15 protein-coding genes are annotated in these 18554 nt (G+C 62.0%); 9 read left to right on the top strand and 6 right to left on the bottom strand.

Annotated elements, in window-relative coordinates; translation table 11 throughout:
• The first annotated feature begins 33 nt into the window (after positions 1-33).
• The 5 genes from glgC (at position 34) to bglA (ending at position 8153) form a co-directional block, all read left to right on the top strand.
• The gene (gene glgC / locus ACZ89F_RS19330; protein WP_183444466.1) at positions 34-1299 is read left to right on the top strand and encodes a glucose-1-phosphate adenylyltransferase; all 1266 of its coding nucleotides are present in this window, start codon (positions 34-36) and stop codon (positions 1297-1299) included.
• A 3-nt stretch (positions 1300-1302) separates the two neighbouring features.
• Complete coding sequence (glgA, locus tag ACZ89F_RS19325) at positions 1303-2748, top strand: glycogen synthase GlgA (protein WP_476093575.1); 1446 nt, start codon at positions 1303-1305, stop codon at positions 2746-2748.
• Between the two features lie 3 nt (positions 2749-2751).
• Positions 2752-4380, top strand: coding sequence for an alpha-D-glucose phosphate-specific phosphoglucomutase (locus tag ACZ89F_RS19320; RefSeq protein WP_476093573.1), 1629 nt, complete (start codon positions 2752-2754; stop codon positions 4378-4380).
• A 151-nt stretch (positions 4381-4531) separates the two neighbouring features.
• Positions 4532-6541, top strand: a complete 2010-nt coding sequence (gene glgX / locus ACZ89F_RS19315) for a glycogen debranching protein GlgX (protein WP_476093572.1) — start codon at positions 4532-4534, stop codon at positions 6539-6541.
• The gene (bglA, locus tag ACZ89F_RS19310) at positions 6528-8153 is read left to right on the top strand and encodes a beta-galactosidase BglA (RefSeq protein ID WP_476093570.1); all 1626 of its coding nucleotides are present in this window, start codon (positions 6528-6530) and stop codon (positions 8151-8153) included. The genes glgX and bglA overlap by 14 nt, the downstream gene beginning before the upstream one ends.
• A gap of 113 nt (positions 8154-8266) precedes the next feature.
• Here the strand turns inward: bglA and ACZ89F_RS19305 are convergent, their stop codons facing one another.
• Both ACZ89F_RS19305 and ACZ89F_RS19300 read right to left on the bottom strand, forming a co-directional pair.
• On the bottom strand, positions 8267-10033 hold the full coding sequence (locus ACZ89F_RS19305) for a hypothetical protein (RefSeq protein ID WP_476093568.1): 1767 nt from the start codon (positions 10031-10033) through the stop codon (positions 8267-8269).
• Positions 10034-10489 carry a TadE family protein gene (locus ACZ89F_RS19300; RefSeq protein ID WP_476093566.1) on the bottom strand — a complete coding sequence of 152 codons (456 nt, stop codon included), beginning with the start codon at positions 10487-10489 and terminating at the stop codon, positions 10034-10036.
• A gap of 373 nt (positions 10490-10862) precedes the next feature.
• Between ACZ89F_RS19300 and ACZ89F_RS19295 the strand changes: the two genes are divergently transcribed.
• The 4 genes from ACZ89F_RS19295 to ACZ89F_RS19280 all read left to right on the top strand — a co-directional run bounded on the left by ACZ89F_RS19295 (position 10863) and on the right by ACZ89F_RS19280 (position 16294).
• Positions 10863-12455 (top strand): peptide ABC transporter substrate-binding protein, encoded by a 1593-nt coding sequence (locus ACZ89F_RS19295; protein ID WP_476097314.1) that lies wholly within the window; start codon positions 10863-10865, stop codon positions 12453-12455.
• A 164-nt stretch (positions 12456-12619) separates the two neighbouring features.
• Complete coding sequence (locus tag ACZ89F_RS19290; RefSeq protein WP_476093565.1) at positions 12620-13543, top strand: ABC transporter permease subunit; 924 nt, start codon at positions 12620-12622, stop codon at positions 13541-13543.
• Positions 13536-14657: an ABC transporter permease gene (locus ACZ89F_RS19285; RefSeq protein ID WP_476093564.1), complete on the top strand. Its 1122-nt coding sequence runs from the start codon at positions 13536-13538 to the stop codon at positions 14655-14657. Before ACZ89F_RS19290 ends, ACZ89F_RS19285 begins: the two co-directional genes overlap by 8 nt.
• A gap of 17 nt (positions 14658-14674) precedes the next feature.
• Positions 14675-16294, top strand: a complete 1620-nt coding sequence (locus ACZ89F_RS19280) for an ABC transporter ATP-binding protein (protein ID WP_476093562.1) — start codon at positions 14675-14677, stop codon at positions 16292-16294.
• 38 nt (positions 16295-16332) lie between these two features.
• Here the strand turns inward: ACZ89F_RS19280 and ACZ89F_RS19275 are convergent, their stop codons facing one another.
• The 4 genes from ACZ89F_RS19275 to ACZ89F_RS19260 form a co-directional block, all read right to left on the bottom strand.
• A complete protein-coding gene (locus ACZ89F_RS19275; protein WP_476093561.1) occupies positions 16333-16701 on the bottom strand; it encodes a hypothetical protein in 369 nt (122 codons plus the stop codon).
• Positions 16702-17051: 350 nt separating this feature from the next.
• A complete protein-coding gene (locus ACZ89F_RS19270) occupies positions 17052-17495 on the bottom strand; it encodes a hypothetical protein (protein ID WP_476093560.1) in 444 nt (147 codons plus the stop codon).
• Between the two features lie 6 nt (positions 17496-17501).
• The gene (locus tag ACZ89F_RS19265) at positions 17502-17717 is read right to left on the bottom strand and encodes a hypothetical protein (RefSeq protein ID WP_476097313.1); all 216 of its coding nucleotides are present in this window, start codon (positions 17715-17717) and stop codon (positions 17502-17504) included.
• 466 nt (positions 17718-18183) lie between these two features.
• Positions 18184-18462: a hypothetical protein gene (locus tag ACZ89F_RS19260; protein WP_476093558.1), complete on the bottom strand. Its 279-nt coding sequence runs from the start codon at positions 18460-18462 to the stop codon at positions 18184-18186.
• Positions 18463-18554 lie beyond the last annotated feature (92 nt).

Raw genomic sequence — 18554 nt, 5'->3', positions numbered from 1 at the left:
AACGGCGAGATCGAGTAACTTGGGAGGGTAAAAATGGCAGACTTGAAACGGACCCAGCCGCTGGCGCGCGATGCCATGGCCTATGTATTGGCCGGCGGCCGCGGCAGCCGCCTCAAGGAACTGACCGACCGGCGTGCCAAGCCGGCCGTCTATTTCGGCGGCAAGACGCGCATCATCGACTTCGCGCTCTCCAACGCGCTCAATTCCGGTATCCGGCGCCTTGGCGTTGCCACGCAGTACAAGGCGCATTCGCTGATCCGCCACCTGCAGCGCGGCTGGAACTTCCTGCGCCCTGAACGAAACGAGAGTTTTGACATCCTGCCGGCCAGCCAGCGTGTCTCGGAAACGCAATGGTATGAAGGCACGGCCGACGCCGTCTACCAGAACATCGACATCATCGAGGCCTATGGGCCCGAATACATGGTCATCCTGGCCGGCGACCACATCTACAAGATGGACTACGAGATGATGCTTCGCCAGCACGTCGACGCCAATGCCGATGTCACCGTCGGCTGCCTCGAAGTGCCGCGCATGGAAGCCACCGGCTTCGGCGTCATGCATGTCGATGCCAAGGACAACATCATCGCCTTCGTCGAAAAGCCCGCCGATCCGCCCGGCATTCCCGACAAGCCGGAGTTTGCGCTCGCCTCGATGGGCATCTATGTCTTCAAGACCAAGTTCCTGATGGAGCAGTTGCGCCGCGATGCGGCTGAGCCGGGCTCAAGCCGTGACTTCGGCAAGGACATCATCCCCTATATCGTCCAGCACGGTAAGGCGATCGCGCACCGCTTCGCCAAGTCCTGCGTTCGCTCGACCGCCGAGAACGAGGCCTACTGGCGCGACGTTGGTACGGTCGACGCCTATTGGGAGGCCAATATCGACCTGACCGATATCACGCCGGAACTCGACCTCTACGACCGCGACTGGCCGATCTGGACCTATGCCGAATTGAAGCCGCCGGCAAAGTTCGTGCATGACGAGGATGGCCGCCGCGGTTCGGCCGTGTCCTCGCTTGTCTCGGGCGATTGCATCGTCTCGGGGGCTTCGCTGAAAAGAAGCCTGATCTTCACCGGCGCGCGCATCAATTCCTATTCGACGCTGGAAGAAGTGGTGATGCTGCCCGACGTTCATGTCGGCCGGAACGCAAAGTTGAAGCGCGTGGTCATCGACCATGGTGTTAGGATACCGGAAGGGCTGGTGGTCGGCGAAGACCCCGTCCTCGACGCCAAGCGTTTTCGCGTGTCCGAAAAAGGCATCTGCCTGGTCACCCAGGATATGATCGACAAGCTGGGGCTCTAACGCATGCAGGTTCTGTCGGTCGCGCCCGAGATTTTCCCGCTCATCAAGACCGGCGGGCTTGCCGACGTGACCGGCGCGTTGCCCATCGCACTGGCGGCCAAGGGCGTGACCATGCGCACGCTCATTCCCGGTTTCCCGACCGTTATGGCCGCTTTCAAGAAAAAGAGGGCGGTTCTGCAATATCCCCTGCTGCAGGGCGGCAAGGCCTCCGTCCATTCCGTCCAGCTTGCCGGGCTCGAACTGTTCGTGCTCGACGCGCCGCACCTGTTCGACCGTCCCGGCGGTCCCTATGGCAATGCGACCGGCGTCGATTGGCCCGACAACTGGCGGCGCTTCGCAGCACTAAGCCAGGCTGGCGGCGACATCGCCGGCGGTGCCATCTCGGGCTACCAGCCTGATATAGTCCACGCCCATGACTGGCAGTCGGCGATGACGCTGGCCTATATGCGCTACGGCAAGGCGGTCGGCGTGCCGTCGATGATGACCGTTCACAATCTCGCCTTCCAGGGCCAATTCGGCGCCGGCATCTTCGGCGAGCTTGGCTTGCCGGCGGCGGCGATGGCGCTCGACGGCGTCGAATATTATGGCGGCGTCGGCTTCCTCAAGGCGGGCCTGCAGGCCGCCTGGGCGATCACCACCGTCAGCCCGACCTACGCGCAGGAGATACGCTCGGCGGAATTCGGCATGGGTCTCGACGGCCTCATCAACATGCGCTCCAGCGATCTCTATGGCATCGTCAACGGCATCGACACCGGCATCTGGAATCCCGAAACCGACAAGCATCTGGTCTCTCCCTACACGGCGAGCACGCTGAAGGCGCGGGCGCCCAACAGGGCCGCTGTCGAGGAGCGTTTCAGCCTCGATCGCGACGACAGCCCGATCGTCTGCGTCGTCAGCCGGCTGACCTGGCAGAAGGGCATGGACATACTGGCGCTGGTGGTCGACGGCATCGTTGCCACGGGTGCGCGGCTGGCCATCCTGGGCTCTGGCGACGCCGGTCTCGAAGGTGCGCTGCTTGCCGCCGCCGCCAGACATCGCGGCCGTATCGGGGTTGTCGTCGGCTACGATGAAGGGCTGTCGCACATTATGCAGGGCGGTTGCGACGCCATCGTCATTCCCTCACGCTTCGAACCGTGCGGGCTGACGCAGCTTTACGGCCTGCGTTATGGTTGCGTGCCGGTGGTTGCCCGCACTGGCGGCCTGGCCGATACGGTCATCGATGCCAATGAGGCCGCCGTCTCGGCCGGCGTTGCCACCGGCTTCCAGTTCGCGCCCAACAATGGCGGTGCCTTGCTGCACGCCATCCGCCGCCTCGTCGACGCCCATGCCAGTCCGGCGGTCTGGGAGTCGCTGCAGCGCCAAGGCATGAAGGCCGACGTGTCGTGGGACAAGAGTGCGGACAAATATGTTGAACTCTATCGCTCGCTGCTTTCGAAAAGGGTTGCCTGAAGCATGATAAGGACCGTCCCCACCAAACCCTATTCCGATCAGAAGCCTGGCACGTCGGGCCTGCGCAAGAAGGTGCCTGTGTTCCAGCAGGAGCACTATGCCGAGAATTTCATCCAGTCGATCTTCGACGCGCTGGACGGTTTCAAGGGCAAGACCCTGGTGATTGGCGGCGATGGCCGCTTCTACAACCGCGAAGTCATCCAGAAGGCCATCGCCATGGCGGCGGCCAACGGCTTCGGTAAGGTGATGGTCGGGCAGGGCGGCATCCTGTCGACGCCGGCCGCCTCGCATGTCATCCGCAAATACAAGACCTTCGGCGGCATCATCCTGTCGGCCAGTCACAATCCGGGCGGCCCGCACGAGGATTTCGGCATCAAGTACAATGCCGGCAATGGCGGCCCGGCGCCGGAAAAGCTGACCGACGCGATGTTCGAAAAGACCAAGGCGATTTCGAGCTTCAAGATCGCCGACATCGATCCGATCGACATCGACACAACAGGCACGGTCAAGGCCGCCGGCATGACGGTCGAGATCATCGATCCGGTCACCGACTATGCCGAGCTGATGGAAAGCCTGTTCGATTTCGACGCCCTGCGCAAACTGTTCAAGTCGGGCTTCCGCATGCGCTTCGACGCCATGCACGCGGTCACCGGCCCCTACGCCAAGGAAATCCTGGAAAACCGACTTGGCGCGCCCAACGGCACCTGCCGCAACTTCAAGCCGTTGCCGGATTTCGGCGGCCACCACCCGGACCCGAACCTTGTCCATGCCAAACATCTCTATGACGAGATGATGGGACCGGACGCGCCGGATTTCGGCGCCGCCTCGGATGGCGACGGCGACCGCAATTTGATCATCGGCAAGGGCATTTTCGTCACCCCGTCGGATTCGGTCGCCATGCTGGCTGCCAACGCCCGCCTGGCGCCCGGCTACAAGGCCGGTTTGAAAGGCATTGCCCGCTCGATGCCAACCAGTGGCGCGGCCGATCGTGTTGCTGAAAAACTCGGCATCGGTATCTATGAGACGCCGACCGGCTGGAAGTTCTTCGGCAATCTGCTCGATGCCGATATGGCGACGATCTGCGGCGAGGAAAGTGCCGGAACCGGCTCCAACCATGTCCGCGAAAAGGACGGCCTTTGGGCGGTGCTCCTGTGGCTCAACATCCTTGCCGCGCGCGGCGAAAGCTGCAAGCAGATCGTCACCGAGCACTGGGCGACCTATGGCCGCAATTACTATTCGCGGCATGACTATGAGGAGGTCGAGAGCGACCGGGCGAACGCGCTGGTCGACGAACTGCGCGCCAAACTCGGCTCATTGCCTGGCACCAGCGTGCGCGGCATGACAATCGTCAGCGCTGACGATTTTGCTTATCACGATCCGGTCGATGGCTCGACCAGCGAGCACCAAGGCATCAGGGTGCTGTTCGCAGGCGGTTCGCGCGTGGTCTTCCGGCTGTCCGGCACCGGCACTTCGGGCGCAACGTTGCGTGTTTACATCGAGCGCTACGAGCCGGACAGAGCGAGGCACGATCTCGACACGCAGGCCGCCCTTGCCGATCTGATTGCCGCGGCCGATGATATTGCCGGGATTCACAGCCATACCGGCCGCCCCAAGCCAAGCGTGATTACTTGAGGGTGGCGGTGGCTTCACCCTCCCCCTTGTGGGGAGGGTCGATCCGCGTAGCGGATCGGGGTGGGGGTGTTCATAAAGCGCTTTCCGTGCGCCGCCCCCCACCCCGCTCACTTTGTTCGCGACCCTTCCCACAAGGGTGGAGGACGCGCCCATGACCCCACTCGGTGCCACCATCACCAGCGAAGGCATCCGCTTTGCCGTGTGGTCACAAGCCGCCCGTCGGCTTTGGGTCTCCATCTTCGACGAGCAGGGCAAGCGGGAAATCGAACGGCTCGAGCTGCAGCCGGAAGGCGAGGGCGTCCATGCGCTGTTCGTCGCGGGCCTTGGCCCCGGCACCCGCTACGGCTTTCGCGCCGATGGCGATTACGCGCCGGAGCGTGGGCTGTGGTTCGATCCTGCCAAGCTCCTGACCGATCCTTACGCTGTCGAGATCGACAGGTCCTACGCCTATGACTGGCGGCTGGCCCAGCGCCGGGGCGAGGGAGCTGATACCGCGCCGCTGATGCCGAAGGCGATTGCCGCTACCTTGCAGAAGCCCGTGCAGGCTGCGCCGCCGCTTTCTCGCGCCGGTGGTCTGATCTACGAAATTCCGGTGCGCGCCTTCACCATGCTGCATCAGGACATTCCGAAAAAGTTGCGTGGTACCATCGCCGCTCTGGCGCACCCGGTGATTATCGAGCACCTGAAAAAACTCGGCGTTGGCGCGGTTGAACTGATGCCGGTGACCGCGTCGATCGACGAGCGGCATCTGCCGCCGCTTGGGCTGCGCAACGCCTGGGGCTACAATCCCGTCACGTTCATGGCCCTTGATCCACGCTTGGCGCCGGGCGGCATCATGGAATTGCGAAACACGGTCGCCGTGCTGCGCAAGGCCGGCATCGGTGTCATCCTCGATCTCGTCTTCAACCACACCGGCGAGAGCGACAGGCTTGGCCCGACGCTGTCGCTGCGCGGCCTCGACAACCAGGCCTATTACCGGCACACATCAGACGGCAGGCTGGCCAATGATACCGGGACCGGCAACACGGTCGCTTGTGACCATCCCATCGTCGAGGAAATGGTCCTCGACACGCTTCGCCATTTTGTCCGGGATGCCGGGGTCGATGGCTTCCGCTTCGACCTGGCGCCTATTCTCGCGCGGGTCGGGGGCACATTCGATGCCGAGGCGCCGTTGCTGAGAACGATGCGCGACGACACGCTGCTGGCAGACCGCGTGTTGATCGCCGAGCCGTGGGACATCGGTCCGGACGGTTATCAGCTCGGCAATTTTCCGCCGCCCTTCCTTGAGTGGAACGACAAGTATCGCGACGATGTCAGACGCTTCTGGCGCGGCGACGCCGGCATGGTCGGCGCGCTGGCGACCCGGCTCGCCGGTTCGTCCGATGTGTTTGCCGCGAACGGGCAAGGCGCCAGCCGCAGCGTCAATTTCATCGCCGCCCATGACGGCATGACGCTGGCCGACATCGTGCGCTACGAGCGTAAGCACAACGAAGCCAATGGCGAGCAGAACCGCGACGGCCACAATGAAAACCTGTCCTGGAACAATGGCGTGGAAGGTGATGCGGACGACCCGGAGGTGGCAGCGGCTCGCCTCAACGACCAGCGGGCGCTGCTCGCCACGCTGTTTGCCTCACGCGGCACCATCATGCTGACCGCAGGCGACGAATTCGGCCGCACCCAGCAAGGCAACAACAACGCCTATGCGCAGGACAACGAGATCACCTGGCTCGACTGGGCCGGCCGCGATCAGGAGTTGGAGCGCTACACGGCGCTGCTCTCGACGTTGCGCCGTGCAGTGCCCGCGCTTTCCGACACACGCTTCCTCACTGGCCAGCCACCGGCGGGTTCAAAGGTGCCGGACGTCGCATGGCTGACCGAGACAGGCGCGCCGCTTGATGAACCGAGCTGGTCGGATCCGCAGCGGCACCACCTGGTCATGATCCTGGCCGCCGATGACGAGCAGCGCCTTGCAGTGGTTATCAACGGCGATCGCCGGGCCTCCATGTTCACCTTGCCTGAGCGAGATGGATTTTTCTGGGCTCCAGCCGTCGAAACGCCGGATGCGGCGGATATCTCGCGGCCAATATCCGGGCGGACGGTGATCTTCATGATCGAACGAGCGCAGGCCGGCACAAGGGAGAAGCGCAATGGCGGCAGGTGATAAGGCCGGATGGTGGCGCGGCTGCGTCATCTACCAGATCTATCCGCGCTCCTTCCAGGACACGACCGGCAACGGCAGCGGCGACCTCAGCGGCATCACATCGAGGCTCGCTCATGTCGCCTCGCTTGGTGTCGACGCCGTCTGGCTGTCGCCTTTCTTCAAGTCGCCGATGGCCGATATGGGCTACGACGTGTCGGACTACTGCGATGTCGATCCGATGTTCGGCACGCTTGAGGATTTCGATGCGCTGGTTGCCGAGGCGCATCGTCTCGGCCTGAAGGTCATCATCGACCAGGTGCTGTCGCATTCATCCGACAAGCACGACTGGTTCGTCGAAAGCCGCGCCAGCCGCGATAACCCCAAGGCCGACTGGTATGTGTGGGCCGATACCAGGCCCGATGGCGGCGCGCCCAACAACTGGCTCTCCGTCTTCGGTGGCCCGGCCTGGGAATGGGATTCGACCCGCCGGCAATATTACATGCACAATTTCCTCGCCTCGCAGCCCGATCTGAATTTCAACAATCCGGAGGTTCAGGACGCGCTTCTGGAAACGGTGCGCTTCTGGCTGGAGCGCGGCGTCGACGGTTTCCGGCTCGATACGGTCAACTACTACGTCCACGACCGCTGGCTGCGCAGCAATCCGCCCCTGGCGTCGAGCGTCGCCGGCACCAACAGCGAGACCAATACCTACCTCTACCAGGAGCATCTGTTCGACAAGACGCAGCCGGAAAACCTGGCGTTCCTGCGCCGTTTCAGGGCACTGCTCGACGAATATGACGACCGTGCCGCAGTCGGCGAAATCGGCGATGAAGGCCGCTCATTGCAGACGCTTGCCGCCTACACCTCCGGCGGCGACACGCTGCATATGTGCTACACCTTCGATCTGCTTGGTCCGCAGTTCTCGGCGGCGCATGTGCGCGGCTGCGTCGAAGCCTTCGAGGCAGCCGTTTCCGATGGCTGGGTCTGCTGGGCGTTCTCCAACCATGATGTGGTGCGCCATGTCACCCGCTGGACAAGGCCGGGCAGCGATTCCGACGCCATCGCCAGATTCTCGATCATGCTGCTGTCTTGCCTGCGCGGCTCGATCTGCCTTTACGAGGGCGAGGAACTCGGTCTGGAAGAGGCTAAGCTTGCCTATGAGGATCTGCGCGACCCCGTCGGCATCCGCTTCTGGCCGGGCGTCAAGGGCAGGGATGGCTGTCGCACGCCGATGGCCTGGGAGGCCGGCGCCGACAATGCGGGCTTCTCGACGGCAAGGCCGTGGCTGCCGATACCGGCCAGCCATCGCGCCCGCGCGGTCGACGTCCAGAACGCCGACACGGCTTCGGTGCTGACGTCCTATCGGACCGCGCTGGCGTTGCGCAGGGAGCATGAGGCGCTGGTAACAGGCTCGATCCGCTTTCTTGACGCCGGGGGTGACTTGCTCGCTTTCGTCCGCGAAGGCGACAGTGAAAGATTGCTCTGTGTCTTCAATTTCGCTGGGGAGCCAGGGACCTGGCCGTTGCCGATTGATCTCGGAGCGGTCGCAAAGCTTGATGGCGATGCCGCGGTCGCCGAGGAGGCCGAGCTTTCGCTGCCCGCGTTCGGATGCTTCCTTGGACGCCTCGACTGATACCCCATGCATGTCGCCCAAAAGTGCGCGCGGTTTTGGGGCAACGACATGCATAAAAAAGCGTAAAGCGCGTCGACTGAATCCGTTTCAACGCAGCGCGCTTTAAGTCGTCTTTACTGGACGAGTACCGAGCGTCCGCAAGTCGCGCCGGTAACCCGCACATCGGCCTCGCCGACACCCACGCCAAGGGCTGAAAGCACATTGTAGAGCAGGTCGTCGACCGGTGCCGTTATGCCGTTGAGTACAGCCACCACTGCCGGTTTAACCGTTCCGAGCAGTGCGGTCAGATCGATTCCCAGACCAAGCGCATTGACCGAAAGCGACAGGTTGCTGACCAGCGACGTGGTGAGCGACTGCGTGATGTTGCGCGTCGAAACGGTCTTGATCGTCTTGTTGGTGATATCGGCTGCGTCGAAGGTAAGCGTCGTCGGGTTGTTGTTGGTGATCGCGGTGGCGGCGGAGCCCATCACCTGTATCAGCGGAATGTTGATCAGCAGCAGCTTGAGGCTCACATCCGCGATTTCCGCGTCGGTGAATGTCTGCGGCTGGCTGAAGTCGCCAAAGCCTGAGCTGTTGCTGTTGGCCAGATGCAGCGAGGCAATGCCTGGGTGCGCGGCGATGGAGACCTTGATGCTGGAGGGGCCTGTTGGACAGGTGATGTCGGTCAGTTTGGCTTCGGCATAGGCGACTTCCACATTCAGCGGCAGATTGACGGCCAGCAGGCTGATACCGCCGCCGAGACCGGGCGTGCCGATCCCGACGGTAGCCACCAGTTTGATACGCGTCTGGGCGGTGCGCACCGTGGTACCGATTCCACCGACGGCGAGCCAAGGCGAGGATTGCGCCGGCTCGCCAATGGCAATGGTAAGCGCGGTGGACAAAAGCCCGGGTACAGTGGCTCCGAGATTGACCTGAGCCTGGTTGGTGCCGTTCGCCAGCACGGCGGCGGCGGTCAGCATTCCCATGGCGCTTGCATCGACCCCAAGGCCTGTCGGGGTTTGTCCCAGTCCAAGGCTGCCCACGGAGCCGAGGTCGACAAGGCTGCTGAGCGGGATCTTGACCGTGCTGGTCGACTTGGAAGCAATCGTCTGCAGGGCGACCTTGGCTGTGTTGCCAAGTCCGGGCACGTTGGCCATGGCGGTAGCGATCTGACCGACGGTCGCCTTGGAGGCCAGCACATCCGAATAGGTGCCCCCGGTCACGTTCACTTGTGTGGCAAGGGCACTTATGAAGGAGAGGACACTGACGTCGGCCGAGATCAATCCGTTGTAGTCCATGACGCTGAGCGAAATGTTGCCGCCGAGAAGACTGCCGAGAAGTGCGTTGAGGATGCCGCCATTGACGCTGGCGAGCCTAGACCCGACCGAGAACGTCGCCTGCGGCGTCATGCTGGCCGTGGCCTGGGTGCCGATGACGGGAGAGGGGATCAGCGAACTCGCGAAATAGCGGGCAGGGATCTTCTTCAGGGTCACACGGACGGCATTGTAGGGGGTTACGCTGGCCTGGAAGCGCTGGCTCAAATTGGCGCCGGATGCCGCGTATCGCCCTGGTGTGACCGACACCACGGTTTTGCCGACGGCTGGAGCGATCGTCTGTCCCGAGGCTTCAACGACAACATTTGGCATGCCGTTGTCAGTCAGCGTGGTCACGACGGCGGCGTTGATGTTGGTTATGTTCGAGGCGGCGGTGATCGCCGCCAGATCCACCATTGCCTGTGCTTCGCGGCGCTCGGTGTAGATCGAGGCTTCATCGATGGCCACCGCGGCCAGCGCCAGCGCGACCGGCGCGCTCAGAGCCGCCATGACGGTGAAATTCGCTTTCCTGTCGCCCAGCATCAACCGGGCAAGCCGGCCGATCTTGTTGCCCGCACGCAGCAGCATTCAGATGCCCCCGACCCTGATCGTTGATTGGCGCGTGATCGTCGTTCCCGGCATCGCTATGCCCGGGAAGAGGTTCCAGATCGGCAGGTTGCGCGCGTCGTACTGGATGGACACCACGAACTGGCTTCCGTCGGCCGTGCTGTCGTTGGCCTGGTAGGTCAACTTGCTGACATCCACGAAGGGATATCCGCCGGCGTTGTTGGTGACGAAGCTGGCTACGAGGGTTCGGCGCTCGGTCTGGTTCAGCCCGGCAATCGCCGTGCGGGCCGCATCCGCCGCGATCTGCTGGATCGAGTTGGCAGCGCCGAAATATATACCGTATGCAACCATTCCGAGCAAAATGAGAATGAAGATCGGCGAGAGTAAGGCGAACTCAACCGCCGAAGTACCAGACTCTTCTTGAAATTTCCGCGTTATTCGACGGATTCTATGCGGGTTACTTACTCTGGTACTCATGGCCGCCGTGCATCTGAGATCGAACTGTATAGAAGGTAGCCATAATGTAACTTCTGGTTGCTTAAGAACGCATTAACACATTCCGGCAAACCGGCTTGGCCACGGATTCCCGATGGAGAATGGCGCCGAGATGAGGAAACCAAGTCAAGCTTCTGGTTTCGGCGGGTGTTTCGGCTGCTACGGCATAGCTTTCGTGCCGCCTTACTTTGGGTGACCCAGAGAGTCTGTTGAAATAAAAATTCTCCGCGTTAGTGTTTGGCCACCAGCCGCGGGAAGGGAACCAGCGGCGCGCTCAAAGGGGTCAGATATCGGCTCCGGGGCGTCAACACTCAAAAGGCGCGCTGACGGCAGCGCCGACAGGGAGAACTTCATGCTGATGAAAAACATGCTGAAGGCGACGGTGCTCGCCACAACCATGGCTTTGGCGGCTGGCACGTTCTACACGCCGGCTTTCGCCGAGACCGTCTATAACAGAGGCAGTGCCGCCGAAGCGGAGACGGTCGATCCGCACAAGACCTCGACCGTCTACGAAGCCGATATCATACGCGACCTGTTCCAGGGTCTGGTCATGCATGACCAGAAGACGAACCTCATTCCGGGCGCGGCCGAAAGCTGGACAGTGTCCGACGACGGCACTGTCTACACCTTCAAGCTGCGCAAGGATGGCCTCTGGTCGGATGGCAGCCCGGTGACGGCTGACGACTTCGTCTATTCGTTTCGTCGGCTGGAAGATCCGGCCACCGCTGCCGAATACGCCTCGATGCTGTATCCGGTGAAGGGTGCGGAAGACGTCAATACCAAGAAAGGCAAGCCGGAGGATATGGGCGTCAAGGCACTTGACACAAATACCCTCGAAGTCACGCTCAAGGCGCCGACGCCCTACTTCCTGGAGATGCTGACCCATCAGGCCACCTATCCAGTCAACAAGGCTTCAATCGAAAAACTCGGCGCTGACTGGATCAAGGCGGGCAATCTCGTTTCGAACGGCGCCTATACACTGGCCGAGTGGATTCCCAACGACCACATGAAGCTGGTCAAGAATCCGAAATTCTGGGACGCCGCGACCGTCAAGATGGACGTCGTCAACTATATCCCGACCGAAGACCGTTCATCGGCGATGAAGCGCTTCGAGGCCGGCGAACTCGACAGCTACGGCGATCTGCCGACCGAACAACTCGCCGATCTCAAGACCAAATTCGGCGACCAGGTCCGTGTCGGGCCATATCTCGGCACCTATTACTATGCGATCAAGACCGACAAGGCTCCGTGGGACAATGTCGAGCTGCGCAACGCCATCTCAATGGCGATCGATCGCGACTTCCTCGCCGAGAAAGTCTGGCAGAACTCGATGCTGCCTGGCTATTCTATGGTGCCCCCGGGCATCGCGGGCTACACGCCGGCAATGGCCAAATACGCCGACATGTCGCAGATCGACCGCGAGGACGCTGCCAAGAAGACCCTCGAGAAACTCGGCTATACGCCCGAGCATCCGTTGAAGATGGAGATCCGCTACAACACGTCGGAAAACCACAAGAACACCGCGGTCGCCATCCAGGAACAGCTGAAGCCGCTTGGCGTCGAGGTCACGCTGCTCAACACCGACACCAAGACCCACTATTCCTTCCTCGAGCAGAAGGGCAACTATGATCTGGCACGTGCCGCCTGGATCGCCGACTACAAGGATCCGGAGACCTTCCTCGGCATCACGCGCAAGGCCAGCGGCAACAATTATTCGAGCTATGTCAGCCCGGCATATGAAGCGGCCATGGACAAGGCCGCGGCTGCCGGCGGCAAGCCAGAAGAGCGCATGAAGGACCTCACCGAGGCCGAGCGCATCCTTGTCGATGACGCCGGTAACATTCCGCTTCTCTACTACAGCTTCCACGACATCGTTTCCTCGAAGCTGCATGGCTTCGACGACAATGTGATGGACATCCATCCGTCCCGCTTCATCAGCAAGGACTGATCCTTGGCTGGGCCGCCGCGCAACTCAATGCGCGGCGGTGCTGGTTTGCCATCGCATCGGCCCGGGAACCGGAATCGATTTTCGGCATGTCGGTGCGAAGATTTGAAGGCTAGAGCGCAACCGTCCAGCTGGACGCGCGTTGCTCTGGATCAAGCGGGGCACCGATGCTGCGATACGTATTACGGCGGCTTCTGACCGCCATCCCGACGCTGTTCGTCATCGTGACCATGGCGTTTTTCTTGATGCGCGTCGCGCCAGGCGGCCCGTTCAACCAGGAGCGGGGGCTAAGTCCCGAGATCAGGGCCAACCTTGAAGCCCAGTTCGGCCTCAACGATCCGCTCTGGCTGCAATTCGTCCACTATCTCGGCAATCTGCTGCGCGGCAATTTCGGCCCGAGCTACAACATGCCGGACTTCACCGTCACCGAACTGTTCGCCAAGGGCCTGCCCATTTCGGTCCAGCTCGGCGCCTCGGCGCTCGTCCTGGCGCTTCTGCTCGGTTGCGTGCTCGGCACCATTGCGGCCCTCAACCAGAACAAGCTTGGCGACTATACGGTGATTGCGCTGGCGACCGCCGGCAGCACCATCCCCACCTTCGTCATCGCGCCGGTGATCCAGCTCCTGTTCGGGCTGACCTGGCAGCTGTTGCCGATCGGTGGCTGGGGTGATGGTGCTTTCATCAACAAGGTCGGCCCGGCGCTGACACTCGCTCTGCCGCAAATCGCCATCGTCGCCCGGCTGATGCGCGGCTCGATGATCGAATCCTTGCGGTCCCACCATATCCGCACGGCACGCGCGCTTGGCCTCTCCGACTGGTCGGTGGTGGTCTGGCACGCGCTACGCGGCGCCATCCTGCCGATCGTCTCCTTCACCGGCCCGGCAGCTGCGGCACTGCTGACCGGCTCGGTCATCGTCGAGACGATCTTCTCCATTCCGGGCGTCGGCCGCTATTTCGTCGATGCCGCGCTCAACCGCGACTACACGCTGGTGATGGGAACGGTGGTGGTGATCGCTATCTTCACCATCGTCTTCAACCTGATCGTCGACGTCATGTACGCGGTCGTCGACCCGAGGGTGCGCTATGACTGACATTGCAGCCACGGCTCCCGCCGTTGTCGGCCGTTCGCTCTGGGGTGATGCCTGGGCGCGCCTCAAGGCCAATCGCGCCGCCATGTTCAGCCTGTATTACCTCGCCCTGATCGGTGTCGTCAGCGTGTTCGGGCCCTGGTTCGTGCCGCATCAATACACCACCATCTATGCCGACTATGTGCGCATGCCTCCGAGCCTGTCGGCCTATCCGAAGGCTGACATGATCGAGACGGCGCTCACCGAAGCGATCAAGCGCATGCGGGTCGACATCAAGGAGTGGCGGCAGGAAGGCAACCAGGTCTTCGTCACCGTCAAGTCGACCAAGCCGATCGACGACCGCAACATCCGCTATCTCGACCGCTCCGATGCCTTTGACGACACCAAGATCGAGAGCAAGTCGCCTGACGGCCTCGAAGTGACGATGAGTGCGTCGATCAAGCAGCAATATTTCCTGTTCGGCACCGACAACACCGGCCGCGATCTTCTCTCGCGCACGCTGATGGCCGGGCGCATATCGCTGGCCATCGGCCTGCTAGCCGGCGTCGTGGCGGTGGTCATTGGCGTGATCTACGGGGCCGCTGCCGGCTTTGCCGGCGGCAAGGTCGACGAGGTGATGATGCGCATCGTCGACGTGCTCTATTCCTTGCCCTTCATCTTCTTCGTCATCATGCTGGTGGTGTTCTTCGGCCGCAACTTCGTGCTGATGTTCCTGGCGGTCGGCGCCGTGCTGTGGCTCGACATGGCGCGCATCGTGCGCGGCCAGGCGCTGTCCATCCGCCGCCAGGAATATGTCCAGGCGGCGGAAGCCATGGGTGTCGGCCAGCGCGGCATCCTGCTGCGTCACGTCATCCCCAACCTGCTTGGTCCGGTGGTGATCTACATGACGCTGCTGGTACCGCAGGTCATCATCCTGGAGAGTTTCCTGTCATTCCTCGGGCTCGGCGTGCAGGAGCCGATGACCAGCTGGGGCGTGCTGATCTCGGTCGGCGCCAAGAATATCGGCACTGCCAACTGGCTGCTCCTGTTTCCAGCCTTCTTCCTCGTCTCGACGCTGTTTGCCCTGAACTTCGTCGGCGACGGCCTGCGCGACGCGCTCGACCCGAGAGATCGATAAAGATGGGGATCGCTGAAATGGCTGCTTCCGAAACGATCCTCAGCGTCAAGGATTTGCGTGTCCGCTTCCGCACGCTCGACGGCGCGGTCGAGGCGGTGAAGGGCATCAACATCCACGTCAAATCAGGCGAAACCGTTGCCGTGGTTGGCGAATCCGGCTCCGGCAAGAGCCAGACGATGATGGCGGCGATGAGCCTGCTGGCATCGAATGGCGAAGCGACGGGCAGTGTCGATTACCGGGGCCGCAATCTCCTGACGCTGAGCAAATCCGAGCTGAACAAGGTCCGTGGCCGCAAGATCAGCATGATCTTCCAGGAGCCGATGACCTCGCTCGATCCGCTCTATTCGATCGGCAACCAGCTGATCGAACCGATCCGACGGCATCAGGGCCTAAATGCTGCCGCGGCGCACGAAGAGGCGCTCAAGCTGCTGCGGCTTGTGCATATTCCAGACCCCGAGCGGCGGATGAAATCCTATCCGCACGAGATGTCCGGCGGCCAGCGCCAGCGCGTGATGATCGCCATGGCGCTTGCCAACGACCCCGACATATTGATCGCCGACGAGCCAACGACGGCGCTCGACGTGACTATCCAGGCGCAGATCCTGGTGCTTTTGGCCGAATTGCAGCGCAAGCTCGGCATGGCGATCGTCTTCATCACCCACGATCTCGGCATCGTCCGCCGCTTTGCCGACCGGGTCTATGTCATGCGCCAGGGCGAGGTTGTCGAGGAGGGTGAGGCCGAAGCCATCTTCGTCAACCCGCAGCATGCCTATACGAAAATGCTGCTGGCGGCCGAACCGACCGGCAGCAAGGCGCCGCCGCCCGCCAATGCCCCGGTGCTGCTCGAAGGCAGGAATGTCGAGGTGACGTTCAGGATCGGCGGCGGATTTCTTGCTGGCGAGCCGTTGCTGCTGCGGGCGGTCGATCACATCTCGATCCGGCTGCAGCGCAACCAGACCATCGGCATCGTCGGTGAATCCGGCTCGGGCAAATCGACCCTCGGCCGCGCCTTGCTGCGGCTGTTGCCCAGTGACGGGCTCATCCGTTTCGGCGATCGAGACATCTCCCAGGCCGACCGGCAGGCGATGCGACCGCTACGGCGTCAAATGCAGCTCGTCTTCCAGGATCCGTTCGGCTCACTGTCGCCGCGCATGACCGTCGGCCAGGTCATCACCGAAGGGCTTCTGGTGCATGAGCCGAACCTTTCGGGCAAGCAACGAGACCAGCGCGCGGTCGAAGCCTTGCGCGAGGTCGGCCTCGATCCCAACGCACGCAATCGCTACCCGCACGAATTCTCCGGCGGCCAGCGGCAGCGCATCGCCATTGCGCGCGCCATGATCCTGAAGCCCAAGCTGGTGGTGCTGGATGAGCCGACCTCGGCGCTCGACCGCTCGGTGCAGAAACAGATCGTCGAACTGCTGCGCAAGCTGCAGGCAGACCACGAACTGTCCTACCTCTTCATCAGCCACGATCTGTCAGTCGTACGCGCCATGGCCGACTACATCATCGTCATGAAGCAGGGCAAGATCGTGGAGGAGGGACCGACCGAGGCGATCTTCAGCAATCCGCAGCATGTCTACACACAGACGCTGATGGCCGCGGCGATCGACGTCACGCGGTTTCGCCTCAGCGCCTGAGACAGCGGCCGGGGTGCAAAGGCCGAGGTAGCGCCTGCTCAGTCCGTTGACCTCGGGCACTTGCGCGCCCGTACCCCGACAATCGCCTCTTGTTGCCGCTTCCGCCGGTCGATCCTGGCCGTTTCACGGTCGGCGACCGCGGTCTTCACACGCGAGCCGCCCAGCAGCCAGCGCGGAACACTGGTTTTGGTGACCTTGCCGCGGGTGATTGCGGTTTGAGAGATGTTACGGGCAATGCCCCCCAGCGCGCTGTTGAGTTCGGTGCATGTCATCGAATCGTATTTCGCCGAATCGACGGTTCCGCTGATCGATGAACAGCCAGCGACAAGAAACAGTGTAATCATCAGGGCGAGGGGCGAGGCTGTCGTTGAATTCAAACTCATGCTGCATCCGGCTCGCCGTTTCATCGACCCCATCATATCCATCGAACTACCTAGGGCCGAGGTCCATTTCGTCAAAGTTTGCGATCGCGAAGGAACCTGTCACTGAGCTGAGCCTTTCCAGCCGATACAGGAACATTCTGGGTCGCTCGAAGTTTAGCATCCGTCGAGTGTCTTAATTCAATCACTGGTAAACGGAGAGCGCCCGTCCCGGCTGACGCCGGGGCGGGCTTTTCGCGCATTTCAGTGGTCTGCGACTTGCAGAAGGTCGCTCAGGGGGTCGCTCTGATCGACGATGCAACTTCAGCGGCTCGAGCTGATCGTGGTGAGTCAGCCTTCGCGCCGTCTGGCCATTCCTTCAATTTCCCTGGAAATTCTCACGCTGCTTCGGCAACGAACGTCGGCGGGGCACAACCGGCGAGTACTGCCTGGGCGATGTCAGTCTCATTTTCATCGACATGCGCCGTCACCAAAACGATCCCCTCGGCACGACTGCGATCATCCGTCTTCACGGCAGTCATGGTGAATGTTCCAAGCAGGCCGCCAGCAACGCCGCCACAGGCCGCGCCGGTCGCCGCTGTTGCCAGTACGCTTGCAGCAAGAGGATTGATGCCGTGGGCTGCAACAGCGCTCAGGCACGCCAACCCGCTGGCGGCCGCGCCAAGGATGGCTCCCAAAGCGGACATCCACAGAGATCCCACTTCGTCATTGTAAGGTCCGATGATGGCAATCTGTACCCGAGGAATTCCGGCCGCCACCAGGTCGCTGGCAACCCGGGCCGCCTGGGCATGGGAATCAAAAAGTCTGCTGATAGTTGGCATGGTCACTCAAGGCTTTTGACTGTTCGGCAGCGTGTCGGTAACGAAGGATGCGGCAATCAGGTCGTCGCTTTCAATTCGGCCCTGGCGGTCTTCCATGATGGCCGCGACCTTGTGGAAGGTCTTCATTTCGCCCTCGGTGATCTGGCCCTCCTCCATCTTGGACTTGAGGTCAGCGACGCGCATCCCCAAGGCATGGGATCTTGCAGTCTCATGGTTCGACATGATGATGGTCATCCGTTTCATTTTTGATGGTCTTTGCCCCCAACCAACCGAACTGGGGCAAGTGCAAAAGGTTCCCAGGCCGGGCTTCGGTCGGGCAGGGCACCGGACCTAGGTCTGATCGCAAAACGCAATGGTCCTATTGGGGGCATCGCTCGGAACGGCCACTGCCTGCGGTCGTTGTCCGCTGCACGTTTGCGGGAGGAAGCTGATGGAGAGGAGTGTTGGCCAAGCGCGCTGGTTGCTCGCACCGGTCTTCGCCGTGGCCATCACCTTCATGGTGATGGGAATAGCCCTTGGCTGACCATCCGGAAGACCCGCTCGCGAAAGTTTTGCACATCGGCGCAGCTACGTCCCTTCCTGCGCTGATAGGGTTCGCTCGCTGCTCCCGTGTGGCGGGCGAACCCTCAACTTTCAGGAGCGACAACCAAATGGCCCGACTCCTGGGAGCCGGGCCGGCGGTCCGCGATCAGTAGCCGTCGTTTTCGATCACCACGGGGTGGTGGCGGTGAGTGGAGACGGAGCCTGTCACGACGACGGTGTCTCGACGATGATGCCGGCGCCCATGGTCATAGAACGCATCCGCACCGTGGCGGCGGTGGTGCAAGCGATGGCCATCTTCATTGATGATCTTGACGCTGTTGTGGTGTCGATGGTGGGTTCTGATAGCCACATCGGTCTCGGCCGCCGAAGCCATAACGGGCAATCCCATGGAAAGCGCCAAGGCACACATGATCATTGTTTTCATTGCAGTTTCTCCATTTCCTTAATTAGCCCTTCGTCGGATAACTGCCCCTGGTCACTTTGGTTCCGGCCTTCCCCAACGGCCAGCCCGAACAC

This window comes from Mesorhizobium sp. USDA 3734 (assembly GCF_056279665.1).
This window is presented reverse-complemented; position numbering and strand designations above follow the sequence as displayed.

Coding starts and splice junctions, on each gene's coding strand:
- ACZ89F_RS19290 (WP_476093565.1), top strand. CDS start 12,620: ATGCTGCGATACGTATTACGGCGGCTTCTGACCGCCATCCCGACGCTG.
- ACZ89F_RS19260 (WP_476093558.1), bottom strand. CDS start 18,462: ATGAAAACAATGATCATGTGTGCCTTGGCGCTTTCCATGGGATTGCCC.
- ACZ89F_RS19275 (WP_476093561.1), bottom strand. CDS start 16,701: ATGAAACGGCGAGCCGGATGCAGCATGAGTTTGAATTCAACGACAGCC.
- glgC (WP_183444466.1), top strand. CDS start 34: ATGGCAGACTTGAAACGGACCCAGCCGCTGGCGCGCGATGCCATGGCC.
- bglA (WP_476093570.1), top strand. CDS start 6,528: ATGGCGGCAGGTGATAAGGCCGGATGGTGGCGCGGCTGCGTCATCTAC.
- ACZ89F_RS19270 (WP_476093560.1), bottom strand. CDS start 17,495: ATGCCAACTATCAGCAGACTTTTTGATTCCCATGCCCAGGCGGCCCGG.
- ACZ89F_RS19265 (WP_476097313.1), bottom strand. CDS start 17,717: ATGTCGAACCATGAGACTGCAAGATCCCATGCCTTGGGGATGCGCGTC.
- ACZ89F_RS19285 (WP_476093564.1), top strand. CDS start 13,536: ATGACTGACATTGCAGCCACGGCTCCCGCCGTTGTCGGCCGTTCGCTC.
- ACZ89F_RS19280 (WP_476093562.1), top strand. CDS start 14,675: ATGGCTGCTTCCGAAACGATCCTCAGCGTCAAGGATTTGCGTGTCCGC.
- ACZ89F_RS19320 (WP_476093573.1), top strand. CDS start 2,752: ATGATAAGGACCGTCCCCACCAAACCCTATTCCGATCAGAAGCCTGGC.
- glgX (WP_476093572.1), top strand. CDS start 4,532: ATGACCCCACTCGGTGCCACCATCACCAGCGAAGGCATCCGCTTTGCC.
- ACZ89F_RS19300 (WP_476093566.1), bottom strand. CDS start 10,489: ATGAGTACCAGAGTAAGTAACCCGCATAGAATCCGTCGAATAACGCGG.
- glgA (WP_476093575.1), top strand. CDS start 1,303: ATGCAGGTTCTGTCGGTCGCGCCCGAGATTTTCCCGCTCATCAAGACC.
- ACZ89F_RS19305 (WP_476093568.1), bottom strand. CDS start 10,033: ATGCTGCTGCGTGCGGGCAACAAGATCGGCCGGCTTGCCCGGTTGATG.